At 41.7% G+C, this 14,040-nt stretch carries 10 protein-coding genes; 7 read left to right on the top strand and 3 right to left on the bottom strand.

Going from position 1 to position 14,040, the window contains the following annotated elements; translation table 11 throughout:
* Window positions 1–161 precede the first annotated feature (161 nt).
* From RDN93_RS10410 to RDN93_RS10420, 3 genes are all read right to left on the bottom strand, one after another.
* On the bottom strand, window positions 162–674 hold the full coding sequence (locus tag RDN93_RS10410; RefSeq protein WP_209319475.1) for a hypothetical protein: 513 nt from the start codon (window positions 672–674) through the stop codon (window positions 162–164).
* Window positions 675–1,278: 604 nt separating this feature from the next.
* Window positions 1,279–1,647, bottom strand: a complete 369-nt coding sequence (locus tag RDN93_RS10415; protein ID WP_308745459.1) for a hypothetical protein — start codon at window positions 1,645–1,647, stop codon at window positions 1,279–1,281.
* Window positions 1,648–1,740: 93 nt separating this feature from the next.
* Complete coding sequence (locus RDN93_RS10420) at window positions 1,741–2,169, bottom strand: hypothetical protein (RefSeq protein ID WP_308745460.1); 429 nt, start codon at window positions 2,167–2,169, stop codon at window positions 1,741–1,743.
* Between the two features lie 321 nt (window positions 2,170–2,490).
* Between RDN93_RS10420 and RDN93_RS10425 the strand changes: the two genes are divergently transcribed.
* From RDN93_RS10425 to fsa, 7 genes are all read left to right on the top strand, one after another.
* Window positions 2,491–3,558 (top strand): FecR domain-containing protein, encoded by a 1,068-nt coding sequence (locus RDN93_RS10425; protein WP_308745461.1) that lies wholly within the window; start codon window positions 2,491–2,493, stop codon window positions 3,556–3,558.
* A gap of 19 nt (window positions 3,559–3,577) precedes the next feature.
* A complete protein-coding gene (locus RDN93_RS10430; protein ID WP_308745462.1) occupies window positions 3,578–7,171 on the top strand; it encodes a SusC/RagA family TonB-linked outer membrane protein in 3,594 nt (1,197 codons plus the stop codon).
* Between the two features lie 22 nt (window positions 7,172–7,193).
* Window positions 7,194–8,621: a RagB/SusD family nutrient uptake outer membrane protein gene (locus RDN93_RS10435; RefSeq protein WP_308745463.1), complete on the top strand. Its 1,428-nt coding sequence runs from the start codon at window positions 7,194–7,196 to the stop codon at window positions 8,619–8,621.
* A gap of 17 nt (window positions 8,622–8,638) precedes the next feature.
* Window positions 8,639–11,149, top strand: a complete 2,511-nt coding sequence (locus tag RDN93_RS10440) for a zinc-dependent metalloprotease (RefSeq protein ID WP_308745464.1) — start codon at window positions 8,639–8,641, stop codon at window positions 11,147–11,149.
* Window positions 11,150–11,388: 239 nt separating this feature from the next.
* A complete protein-coding gene (gpmA, locus tag RDN93_RS10445; RefSeq protein WP_308745465.1) occupies window positions 11,389–12,135 on the top strand; it encodes a 2,3-diphosphoglycerate-dependent phosphoglycerate mutase in 747 nt (248 codons plus the stop codon).
* Between the two features lie 28 nt (window positions 12,136–12,163).
* The gene (locus RDN93_RS10450; RefSeq protein WP_308745466.1) at window positions 12,164–13,216 is read left to right on the top strand and encodes a class I fructose-bisphosphate aldolase; all 1,053 of its coding nucleotides are present in this window, start codon (window positions 12,164–12,166) and stop codon (window positions 13,214–13,216) included.
* Between the two features lie 67 nt (window positions 13,217–13,283).
* Window positions 13,284–13,940 carry a fructose-6-phosphate aldolase gene (gene fsa, locus RDN93_RS10455; protein WP_308745467.1) on the top strand — a complete coding sequence of 219 codons (657 nt, stop codon included), beginning with the start codon at window positions 13,284–13,286 and terminating at the stop codon, window positions 13,938–13,940.
* Window positions 13,941–14,040 lie beyond the last annotated feature (100 nt).

Below are 14,040 nucleotides of genomic sequence, written 5' to 3' on the forward strand. Positions count from 1 at the left end.
TCATAGCATATGAAAAAAGAGGTGAAGGATGTGAAGGGTTGTTTGCTTTGTTTTTTCTACTTCCATTCACCATAAATATCTGATTTATAGTTGTTCATATGAATGGTGAAGCCTGTGAACCGTTGGGAGAGTTCATTTACTTGTTAGGGTTGTTGATTGCTTTATGCTTTTTCAAGTACTTTCTCTATTATATTTAACCGTCTGACAAATTCGTTTTTATACTTCCAACTTTCATGTAAGTTAGCCCAAATTCTCAAACGATTTATAGCCACTTGAACAAAATATTTGTAATCAACTTCTATCAAACCTTCATCCACTAATTGACCTAATGCTGTTGCAATGACAGAGGAGTCAAGAGTGAAAATATATTGTTGGTCGTCAAATTCATCATTATCTATTTGACTTTTTATCTTGAGTTCGTCCACAAGATTTTCTTCGTTGTAGTCATCGTAGTCGTCAAATTCTCCCACACTTTCTATAACCCAGGCAATACAATATCCAACAGATATTTTTTTATTTTTCTTACGCCATTTTCGGAATTCACACAAGGCAGTATGTCCTTCATCTGAACCAAATGGAGATAATTCATCTGAAGCACTCCAAAAAAAATCTTCAGTCAGCAATTCTATTGCTCTTGCGTGAGCGTTATTTTTATCAATTCCTTCAAATTTCATATTCGCATTATATCTATTCGTTTGTTATATGCATTTTCTAACTCACTAAAAATTTGAAAACCTATATATGATTTAGGATTTGGATATTCCTTTCTATAATAACAATTCCAATAGCTAATCATCTGGCTTTTTGTTCTATTATAGAACTCGTTATTTTCAGATATAAAGTAAAGGTAATTTTCAATATTATTATCTATTTGAACTTTTATGTCAGGCAATATATTTTTTACATATTCACCTAATAACCTAAAGCAGAACGGTATTATCCAATACTCTGTACAGAATAACAGATTGCGCAAATGCTTCTGTCTAATAAAACCATCATGATGTTTGGTGAAAATGCAGTCTAAAATATATTTCTGTATAGTAGTCAAATTCCCGGACGCAGGCTCACTAAAGTAAATTCGTTCCGGTATTGTTAAGAGGATATTATTAATTTTGACGTTATATGACCTCTTATGAATATCTCCGTCCTTGATTTTCAAATTATCAATGACTACTTGAACATCCTCTTTCAAATTTAGAGGGAAACACATTATTAGTTCTTCTTTTTTCATCGTCAATAGTGTTCGGAGGATAATCGATCTTTTGGGGGGATTTTCATTTATAAATCTTTTGTTGGTGCTTGCAAAATTTCAAATGTTTCATTGAGGCTATTACAATTAGTATTTAAAACAATCCGTATTTTGCAAGGCATATTATATCTCTTATTACTGTTCAATACTTGGATAGATAGAATATTCTCTTTCAATTCAAACTTTACATCTTTATAGTTGGAATACAAACAATTTATTTGGTCATTGTATTCTATATAAGTTTCATCCTCATACGAAAGTCTTGAAATTGAAATGTAGTTATCGCCTTTTATAAATGAAACTTCTATTATTTCTATCCAATATTCTTTCGGATTAATCTCTAATCTATTACACTCAAATATCAGAATTTCAGATTTACTATCAGTAAGCTCTTGCATATTTCTGTTTTTATATTGATTACACTCTCGTTGCTAATGGGTTGTGAATAACTGATCGTTAGGGTGGTTCATTCGCTTGTTAGCAATAACTTATTATAATCCCAAATACCATTCTAAAAAAGAATTGAAGTTTTTCCATTGTGGAGACAGCTTTCCATTCTGAAAATTGATTAGTTTTTCTCCCAATTCAATTTCGAGAACTTCTCCTGTATTACGGTTATAGAAAAAAACGCCTTCCGCCTCAAAACTATCTAAAGGAAGATATTCTTTCGGCAGTTCCAAATTATTCTGCAAAGTTTCTGCTCTTTGAGCATAAGTTGAATATACAAGAAACCAACATATATTATCTATACTACCAACTCGCCCTTTAAAACTTGTTTCCGTTGTATGAAGACAAAAGAATGCAAAATCACTATTTAAATCAATTCCTAAATCTATCAAAGCCTTTTTATATGCTTTATCTTCTTTTTCCGAATATACACCTTGTTTATTCAAATAGTCTATCACTTTATTACTTAGCATGATTTGATGATATTTTATTTGTTTAACTTTATTGCTAACGTTACGCTAACAGCGAAACAATAAACATCCACTGTTATTTTCTTTAATAATATTGCAATAAAAATACGTCATTCTATCTATGCAAGCAACTAAAAATGCTAATATCTTCGTTCTGTGCTTTGAATATTGTTATATAGCATAAAATATGAGGCTTGCGTTTCTTTTTTGTACCTGTTTTTCCAGCCAATTTGTTCTTTCTGAATTTCCATCAAGAAAAAAAATCTCTCTTAGGTGTCATTAATTTCGGTTGGCTCTACGTATTAAGATAAACAGTTGATTACTATGATGGAAAATCCAGACCAGAATTCAGATTATGCATTGCGTGCGATACAGGAACCGCGACTAAGGGAGACGGAAGAGTTCAACCAGTGGATTAGCGTACCTGAAAACAAGGAGCTATTTCTTGACCTGATGGCTTGCAAGGAAGCTGTGATGCGTGAAAGCCTGGATAGGAGACGCAAGGCAAAAATGAAAACACGTATTTGGGTAGCGGCTTCTGCTGTGGCTGCCGTTTTGGTTTTGGCCTTTCTTATACCTGCTTTACTTCCTTCTTCCTATATAAAAAAAGAGGAACCGGTGCGATTCTTTGCCGCAACTGTCAGTGGAGAACATGTGATGCTGCAAATGGACGGTCATCATGAACAACAACTGTTGGAAGACAGTGTGATGGATATCAAAGAATGGAAAACATTGGCACCGGATACCACCTGTTGCCAAACGTTGACTACACCACGTGGAAAAAGTTTCCTGTTGGTATTGTCCGATGGGACTAAGGTGTGGATAAATGCTGAAAGTAGTCTGCGTTATCCTGTCGCATTCTGCGGAAAGGAACGACGGGTAGAGCTGAAAGGTGAAGCCTGCTTTGAAGTGGCAAAGGATGAAAAATGTCCTTTTATCGTAAGTGCCGAGGGCATGGATACCCATGTACTGGGTACTAAATTCAATGTACGTTCATACACAACAGAAGACCGCCACGTGACATTGGTGCAGGGAAAAGTGCAAGTGACTAACACGAACAGCCTTACGTCCGTAGTGCTTCAACCCGGACAGGACTTGACCTATACGGAAACCGGAGAAGAGAAAATATCGCGTGTCAACATAGCTACTTATACGGCATGGACAGAAGGAATGTTCTATTTTGAAGATTCGTCGCTGGAAGAAATTATGAGTTCTCTGGGCAGATGGTACAACGTGAACGTTGACTTTGAACGGGTGGAACTATACAATATCCGCCTGAACTTTTGGGCGAACCGCAACGCCCATCTGGACGAGGCGGTGGAACTGCTGAATAAACTGGAAAAAGTACATGTAGATTATCAGGACGGAACTATTACGATTAAACATATATAACTTTACAAATACAACTCTTATGAAAAAGCAACAAATTACATTGTCTCGCAAAAAGGCAATGAGAAAGGTCGTATGGATGAAAGCCGCTTTCTTATTGCTGATGTTTGTAATTGCCCTGCATGGACGGGCACAAAATACGGACAGCAAATTGATTTCTTTGGAACTAAAGGAAGCGCCATTGGGAGAGGCTTTGAAGCAGTTCAGCAATGTGTCCGGTTATAAGGTGAATTTTCCTAGTGAAGATGTCGGAGCGTACCGGGTAAGCGTAAGCATACATCAGTTGGCACCTTTGGCGGCACTCCAGAAAATACTGGAAGGGAAACCTTTTGAATATGAGGTGAAACAACATTTTATCACTGTCCGTAAAGTGAAGCCTGCATCGCCTACTCGTAAAGTCAGGAACATCGAAGGGCGGGTAGTGGATGAAAAAGGGGATCCGCTGCCGGGTGCGAATATCCGGGGAATCGACAGCCCGTTTGGAGCTATTTCCGATATCAAAGGAAATTTCACTTGTAAAGTGATGGAGGAAACCCACACATTGGAAGTCTCTTTTGTCGGTATGCAAACTGAAAAGGTATCTATTAAAGGGCGTACTCATGTCAATGTGATTATGCATGAAGATAAACAGCAATTGGGAGATGTTGTAGTGACGGGTTATCAGCGTATCAGCCGTGAACGCTCTACTGCCTCTTTCGGTTTTATAGATTCTGAACAACTGACAAGGCAGATGCACACTGACCTGACTTCATCTCTGGAAGGACAAATAGCCGGCCTGCGTATGGATATCAATCCGAATAACGGGGATATGAGCCCCATTCTTCGTGGTATAGGTACATTCTCGAAGGAAGTAGGCTCACATCCGCTAATCGTAGTGGATGATATGCCGACCGACTTGACCCTGAGTGAGATAAATCCCTATAATGTAGAGAGTATTACTGTCTTGAAGGATGCGGCGGCAGCCAGCATTTATGGTGCTTTGGCTGCAAACGGCATTATTGTGGTAGTTACCAAACAGGCCAGAGAAGAGGGTGCGCATGTGAATATCAATGCTGATTGGTTCATCACCAGCAAACCGAATTTCAACAGTTTGAACCTGGCTTCTACAAGCGACATTATTGATTATCAAACAGCGGTGTTTGATGCGAATGTAGCCGAATCAGGCAGTGCGTCCGGTTTTTTGTCCAGCTATAAGGCAGGCTACTATAATCCGTTGTTCCAACTTTATCTGGATCGGGAGAATGGTACACTAAGTAATAGTGAAGTCGAAGCCACATTGAATCAGTGGCGTAATAATGACTATTATAAAGAATATCGTGACAATGCCTGGCGTACGGCTGTAACTCAGCGTTATAATGTGTCCGTATCGCAGAAAGTCGGAAAAAACAATCACTTCCTTTCGTTCAATTATGAAAATGACAAGGGGCGTACGATAAATGATAAAAGGAATAAATTCTCCTTGTATTATAAGTCGAACTATGCCATCACCAGTTGGTTGAATGTGAATGCCGGGGTGGACGCCCGTTTGGGAAGTAGCGATACACCGAATACCCTGTTTACCAGTTACACTATACAACAACGTTATGAAAGAATAATGGATGCCGATGGTAACCGTTATAATTCTCCTTATGTAAATGTAAGCGGATATTCGGGTGGAGCTTATAATGGGAGTGTCGTGAACAAGGCGGAAGGTGTTTCACCTTATAAAACATTTGGTTTTAATGTGCTTGATGCATTGGGTGAAGGTGCTGCTAAATCACGCAATGTCAGCATCCGCCCGTTTGTCAGTTTGCAGGCACGATTCCTGAAGATGTTTAAATATAACTTCATGTATCAATATGAATGGAATCATAGCAAGAGTGAAGTGTTTGATGCGGAGGACTCCTATTTGATGCGTATGACGTACAACTCTATGATTGATACGAATGGAAATTCGGCAATGCCGAAAGGCGGACGGTTCTTTCAAGATGAGTTGAGCAGTAACCGTTATACTGTACGTAACCAGATAGACTTTGACAAAAGTTGGAAGAATCATACAGTGACTGCCATTGCCGGACTTGAATTCAGGGAAAATAAGATTCCGAAACCTACACGGCAATTAATGTATGGATACGATCCTCAGACACTGACTTCTGACATTATAGATTGGCAGGCATACCGTGACGGTGTAGGAACCAGTGCACTTTCCGGCAATACGATTACTTTGAGTGGCCTGTCGCCTACGTTGCAAGAATCACGTCATCGTTATGCATCTTTTTATGCCAATGCAAGTTATTCTTATTTGTCCCGTTATAATGTATCCGGAAGTATCCGCTGGGATCAGGCGGACTTGTTCGGACTTGATATCCGTAACCAGCGTCATCCCTTGTGGTCTGTCGGGGCGTCCTGGATTATGTCGGAAGAGTCATTTATGAAAGATATTGTTTGGCTCGACTTCCTGAAAGCACGTATGACCTATGGTATCAACGGTAATGTGGATCAGAGTTCGACTACCTATTTTGTAGTAAAGCAGAAGACCCAGAGCAATCCGATCAAGACGACTTACCTGACTTATGATGATGATGATCTTCCGAACCCGAAACTCCGTTGGGAGAAAACAGCCACTTATAATGTGGGACTGGATTTCCGTCTTTTCAATAATTTGGTCAATGGTAGTTTGGAGTATTATAACCGCCACTCATCTGATTTGCTTGTACGCCGCTACATGGATCCCACATTGGGGGCTAAATCACGTGTAGTGAACAACGGTGAGATGCGCAACCGGGGTGTCGAATTTTCTCTTACTGCCAATCTCATCAGGAAGAAGGACTGGAATTTTGCTGTTGATTTCAACTTTGCCCATAACAAGAACAAGATGTTAAAGGTGGATCATAGTGATTCGGACACTTCGACAAGTTTTATTATGAGCCCGCAGAACTACTTTATGGAGGGAACCAGTTATAATACGCTTTGGGCTTACCGTATAGACCGTATTGAAAATGGATATCCGGTAGCGGTGGATAAGGACGGAAACGACCTGGTGACGTTCAACGAGGATGGTACGGTTGCCAATATTACTACTGGATCGTCACTGAAAGGTACTGAGAATCTTGTAAATCTTGGCTCGTTGACTCCGAAATTCAATGGAGCAGTGTCCTTGAGACTTAGCTACAAGGGAATTGCCTTGAATGCTTTCTTTGTATATGCAGGCGGTAACAAACTGCGTAATAGTGTGGTAAGTATGAGTGACCAGGTGGGAAGCCAGACGTTGAAAGACATAACCAACCGTTGGAGTGCGGATGCACCGGATGCAAATGTACGTATGTATATTGATATGCCCACAAAGGTTAAAACTTACGCAAGTACTTTCCAGGATTGGTGGCAATATGGTGATATTAATGTGAAAGATGCCGGTTATGTGAAATTGCGTAGCTTGAGTCTGGGGTATAGTTTGCCGTCTGGTATCTGCCGTCAAATCCGGCTTAATTCATTGAATTTGAAGTTGCAAGTGAACAACCTGTTTACCTGGTGTAAGGCAGGAAGCGACATTGACCCGGAAAGCTACGGATTGAACAGCGGCACACGCGGCATGGTTTCACCCAAGACTTATTCTATCGGATTATCAACAAGTTTCTAATTATTTAAAAAGAATATAGGATATGCGTAAATTACTTTATATATTGCCGGTTCTGCTTATCTTGGGATTTGCGGCTTGCGAGAATTACGTGGATATTACCCCTACAGGAAAGAAGACTGTGGACTCTACCGAGACTTATTATGAATTGGTGGCTTTGCCGAACCGGAGTTATTATCCGTCATCTTTTGCTTTGTTGAGTGATAATGTCTGGTCAAAAGAATCGAATATTATCGGCAAGGAATATCTTTCCTCTGATGGAATCAATATGACTTTTAATGAGGATGCCGATCGTAAAGAATTAAGTGATAATAATCTGTATGCAAACTGTTATCAATACATCTTACGCTCTAACATCGTGATTTCATTGGTAGATCATAGTACAGGTGACAAGGATGTGAAGGAACTGGCTAAAGCGGAAGCAAAAATCATGCGTGCGTGGGATCATTTTATTCTAGTGAATACATTTGCTAAAGCCTATAATCCGGAGACAGCAGCCACTGACGGTGGTATTGCTATTGTCAGCGAATATGACTTGGAAGCGACTCCTACCAAAGCTACTGTTGCCCAAGTCTATGACTTTATCATCAAGGATATCGAGGATGCGTTACCTTATCTGCAGGAAGAACCGGTGAATGTATATCATCCGTCGAAAGCATTCGGCTATGCATTGGCGGCACGCGTTTACTTGTTCCACCGTGACTGGAAAAAAGCTAAGGATGCGGCGGAGGAATCTTTGAAACGGAACAATGCCTTGATAGATTATATAGCTTTGGATGCCGTCGGGGGGCCGACTAAGGTTTCAACTTATGCCAAAGGTGGCAATCCGGAAGTGTTGAATTATGCTTATATGGGTAGCACCTCGGACAATCCTGCTTATACCTATGGTATGATTAGTCCGGAACTAGTACAGCTTTTCGGAGATAATGACGAGCGTTTGAACCTATTCTTCAAAACGACCGGTAATCTTGAGTATTATTTTGACGAGGGTTCCGGAGCTGCTTTATGGAATACTGCCCTTACCTATTCTAAGTTTCAATACATGGCTGTAGGTATGCGTACCGCCGAAGTTTATTTGATTTTGGCAGAAGCTAATGCACGGTTAAACGATTTATCCGGGGCTGTCAAAGTACTGAACTTGTTGCGCGAGAAACGTATCAAGGGGAGTGAAGCAGTACTGCCAGAACCAGCTACACAACGTGAGATGATACAGGAAATCATCAATGAGCGTCGTAAAGAACTGCTCTTCGGATTCAGCCGATTCTGGGATTTGAAACGATTCAATACGGAAGCCGACTATGCGAAGACGATAACCCGCACTTTCCCGTTGGTTACCACAGATGTGGAGCAGAAAACATATACGTTGAAACCGGATTCACGTTTGTATATCATTCCGTTCCCGATGGCTGCCCGTGAAAAGAATCCGAATCTGACACTGAATACTAACGAATAAAATAAATCAGGAAAATAATGCAAAAAATTTTGATGATAATTGTATTGGTGCTTTGGGCGTTGCAAGGAGCCGAAGTACAGGCAAGCGGTACCAGTCTGCTGGAATTTGGGAAGAAGGGTCTGGGAGTCCGTGAAGATACAGTTAAGAAAGACACTGTCAAGAAAACTACACCTTATGAAAAACTGCTGAAAGAAGGCGGCAGTGAATGTGAGGGGATGTTTACAGTACGTCATATCAAAGATGACTGGTATTTTGAAGTGCCGGATTCTTTGTTGGGACGGTTATTGTTGGTCGTTACCCGTTTTAAGGCCGTGCCGCAAGGCTTCAAGATGATTAGTGGCGAAGAGGTGAACCGGAGTGTGGTTTATTGGGAACAACATAACGATAAGATTCTCTTTCTGCGCGAGTATGTACAGTCACAGTTTGCCCGTCCGGGTGATAAGATAGCGGAAGCGTTGAAGCAATCGACGGTAGATCCGGTTATTGCCAAATTCGATGTTATCGGTAGAAACCCGGAAACTCAGGCGCAGCTTGTCAATGTGTCCAAGTTTCTTTTGAGCGATAACAAGACGTGTGGCTTTACATCAAGTGACCGTTCCATTCTTAGTATCGGTTCTTTGGTACAGGATCGTACATTTATGGATACCATCAAGACGTATCCTATTAATGTAGAGGTGACAACCTTGCGCACTTACAATGTCACTTCCGGCAAGTTGCCGGCTGCTGCAACAGGTTCGGTAACTGTGAAATTGAATACCAGCATGGTAATGTTGCCTAAAGAACCCATGCAGCCACGACTGGCGGACGAACGGGTGGGATTCTTCCAAAATCCGATAACAGAGTTTTCAGATAACCAGCAGGTTACTGTACGCGGAGCTATTGTCCAGCGTTATCGGTTGGAACCGAAAGACCCGGAACGGTATCGTCGGGGACAACTTACTGAGCCGAAACGCCCCATTGTATATTATATAGACCCGGCAACACCGAAGAAATGGATACCTTACCTCAAAGCGGGTGTGAACGACTGGAATGCGGCCTTTGAAGCTGCCGGATTCAAAAATGCCATCATGGCTAAAGAATGGCCGAATGATCCTACTATGAGCTTGGATGATGCACGTTATAGCGTATTGCGTTATCTGCCGTCGGAAAACGAGAATGCTTATGGGCCGCGCATTGTGGATCCTCGTAGCGGAGAAATCATGGAAAGCCACATTTGCTGGTATCACAACGTGATGAACTTACTTAAAAAGTGGTATATGGTGCAGTGCGGACCTTTGGATAAGCGTGCGCAGACAATGACTTTTGATGACGAATTGATGGGTAAGTTGATTCAGTTCGTTTCCTCGCACGAAGTGGGGCATACCCTCGGTCTGCGTCACAACATGGCGGCAAGTTCGGCTACGCCAGTAGAAAAGTTGCGTGACAAGGCTTGGGTGGAAGCCAATGGTCACACGGTGTCAATAATGGATTATGCACGGTTTAATTATGTGGCACAGCCTGAAGACCGGATTTCGGAAAAAGGGCTTTTCCCCCGTATAGGCGACTATGACAAATGGGCAATAAAATGGGGTTACCAATATCGTCCTGAATTTAAAGACCCCTTTAAGGAGAAAACAGTATTACGTGCCGAAGTCACGAAAAAGCTTCAGGGTGACCATCGCCTGTTGTTTATCGGTGACGAAGGGAAAGGTGCTGACCCGCGCAGCCAAAGTGAGGATTTGGGCGATAATAATATGAAGGCGAATGAATATGGTATAAAGAATCTGAAAAGGGTGATGGAAAATATAATGACTTGGACAGCGCAGCCTGACGGTCAGTATGATGACTTGAATACGATTTATAAATCAGTCCGTGCCCAACATCTGAAATATACCCTGCAAGTGCAGAAGAACCTGGGGGGGCGTTATTCTAATAATCTGCCAGGGATGAAACCTTATGATTACCTGCCGCGTAGTGTACAGAAAGAGGCTGTAGAATGGCTGGGACGCAATCTGTTCGAGGCTCCGCTTTGGCTTTATCCCGATAAGGTGGTGAGTTGTACGGGAGTCAAACCTATGGACGAAATTCGTGACCGCCAAAGTTCCTTAGTCGCTCTATTGCTTGCACCGGGGATGTTGTATAATATCTATTCGGCTTCTTTGTGCGGTTCGGAACCGTATCCGCTTGATGAATATCTGAATGATGTGTTCACTGCGATATGGAAACCTTTGAATGCTTCCAATGAGCTGGAAAATAATCTCCGTCGCCAGTTGCAACGGTCTTATCTGACATTTATCGGACGTATGATGAATCCCGAAAGTAAGGATATCGCCAATGCGAATGCGACATTCAACCGCTCTGATATCCTGCTCTTTGTAGAAACGCATTTTGACAAGGTTGAAGAATATGTGGAAAAGCAGCTCGCTGTTTGTAAGGAAGGTGATTTGAATTATCGCCATTATGCGGCTTTGCTACGTGACATCAAGAAGACAAAAGAAGCGTATTATGGTAAAAACGCTGACACGTCTGTTTCTGCAATGGCCTTTTAAGAGAAAACGGAAAATCGGGATAGATTTTCAGGACATATAAATTCTCTCTTTTTCTTGAATAAACTTGCTTTTCCTTTCGGGGAAAGGTGAGTTTATTTTTTATATACATATTCCCTATATTTTACTGATATACTGAAAGAATCATCTTTTCCGGGTATTGATAACTATTCATTCTTTGGTGAACTTTGTAGAGAAGCAAAATGTTCTATATGTAAAAAGAAGAAAGGAGATTTATAAGAATGAAAAAGATAGTATTGCTTCGTCATGGAGAAAGTGCCTGGAACAAGGAAAACCGTTTTACGGGCTGGACGGATGTAGACCTGACCGAAAAAGGAGTTGCCGAAGCGGAGAAAGCCGGTGTGACTCTGAAAGAATATGGATTCAATTTCGATAAAGCCTATACCTCTTATCTGAAAAGAGCTGTAAAGACACTGAACTGTGTGCTGGACAAGATGGATCTGGACTGGATTCCCGTAGAGAAAAACTGGCGCTTGAATGAAAAGCATTATGGAGAGTTGCAGGGACTGAATAAAGCGGAAACTGCCGAGAAGTATGGTGAAGAACAAGTGCTCGTATGGCGTCGTAGCTACGATATAGCTCCTAATCCGCTTGCGGAGAATGATTTGAGAAACCCGCGCTTCGATTATCGTTACCATGAAGTTCCCGATGCCGAACTCCCCCGTACCGAATCATTAAAAGATACCATCGAACGTATTATGCCTTATTGGGAATCGGATATATTTCCCAGTCTGAAAACAGCCCATACCTTACTGGTGGTGGCTCATGGCAATAGTTTGAGGGGTATCATCAAGCATCTGAAACATATTTCGGATGAAGATATTATAAAGCTGAACCTGCCTACTGCCGTGCCTTACGTGTTCGAGTTTGACGAAAAACTGAACGTGGCTAATGATTATTTCCTCGGAAATCCCGAAGAAATAAAGAAGCTGATGGATGCAGTAGCGAATCAGGGGAAGAAAAAATAGAATAGTTATACATTAAAAAAACAAAGTTATGAGTAAAGTAGTTGAATTACTAAGAGATAAAGCCAATTATTATTTGGATCACACTTGCGAAACCATTGATAAGTCATTGATTCATATTCCGTCTCCCAATACAATAGATAAGGTTTGGATTGATTCCGACCGGAACATACGCGTATTGAACAGTTTGCAAACCCTGTTGGGACACGGACGTCTGGCAAATACAGGGTATGTATCCATACTTCCCGTCGACCAGGATATAGAGCATACTGCCGGTGCTTCCTTTGCTCCGAACCCGATTTATTTCGACCCGGAAAATATCGTGAAACTGGCTATTGAAGGCGGCTGTAATGGAGTAGCTTCCACATTCGGTATTCTTGGTTCCGTGGCACGTAAATATGCCCATAAGATTCCATTCATTGTGAAGTTGAATCACAATGAATTGCTTTCTTACCCGAACAGCTTCGACCAGGTCTTGTTCGGTACTGTTAAAGAGGCTTGGAATATGGGAGCGGTAGCCGTAGGGGCAACCATCTATTTCGGTTCGGAACAGAGCCGTCGTCAATTGGTGGAGATTGCCGAGGCTTTTGAATATGCACACGAACTGGGTATGGCGACCATTCTTTGGTGCTATCTGCGTAACAATGATTTCAAGAAAGGTGCTGTGGACTATCATTCCGCTGCTGACCTTACCGGACAGGCCGACCGTTTGGGAGTCACTATCAAAGCGGATATTGTGAAACAGAAACTTCCTACTAATAATGGTGGTTTTAAAGCTATCGGCTTCGGTAAGATTGATGAACGTATGTACACCGAACTAAGCTCCGAACACCCGATTGACCTTTGCCGCTATCAGGTAGCCAATGGTTATATGGGACGTGTAGGATTGATTAACTCCGGTGGAGAGTCTCATGGAGAATCTGACTTGCGTGATGCTGTCATTACTGCTGTGGTCAATAAACGTGCCGGTGGTATGGGATTGATTAGCGGACGTAAAGCGTTCCAGAAACCGATGAATGAAGGCGTAGAGTTGTTGAACACCATCCAAGATGTATATCTTGACCCGGAAATAACAATTGCTTAACCCCGGATGAATGGAAATAAATTCTTATCTTTGACTATTAGATAGTTAACCATTAAAAATTAGAAGTATGAAGTTTTTTATTGACACAGCCAATTTGGAGCAGATTCAAGAGGCGTATGACCTCGGAGTACTTGACGGAGTGACTACCAACCCTTCGCTGATGGCGAAAGAAGGTATCAAGGGCACGCAGAACCAGCGTGAACATTATATCAAGATATGTGAGATTGTCAAAGGCGACGTGAGTGCCGAAGTGATTGCAACCGATTATGAAGGTATGATTCGCGAAGGCGAAGAACTGGCTGCGCTTAATCCGCATATCGTAGTGAAAGTGCCTTGCATTGCCGATGGTATCAAAGCTATCAAGTATTTCACGGAGAAAGGAATCCGTACAAACTGCACATTGGTCTTTTCCATAGGACAGGCACTGTTGGCGGCTAAAGCCGGAGCTACCTATGTCTCACCTTTTGTCGGACGTCTGGATGATATTTGTGAAGATGGAGTAGGGCTTGTCGGCGATATTGTACGTATGTATCGCACCTATGATTACAAGACGCAGGTACTGGCTGCATCTATCCGTAATACGAAGCATATCATCGAATGTGTGGAAGTGGGAGCGGACGTTGCTACTTGTCCGTTGAGTGCTATCAAGGGCTTATTGAATCATCCGTTAACGGATTCGGGGTTGAAGAAATTCCTGGAAGATTATAAGAAAGTGAATGGTTGAGTAGGCAATGAAACTTGCAATATATTAAAATTATTAGGCACGGATTACACGGTTTTTGATTAATCAATCTCTTAAAACCGTGAAATCCGTGTAATCCGTG

This window comes from uncultured Bacteroides sp., from assembly GCF_902491285.1.
Taxonomy (GTDB): Bacteria; Bacteroidota; Bacteroidia; order Bacteroidales; family Bacteroidaceae; genus Bacteroides.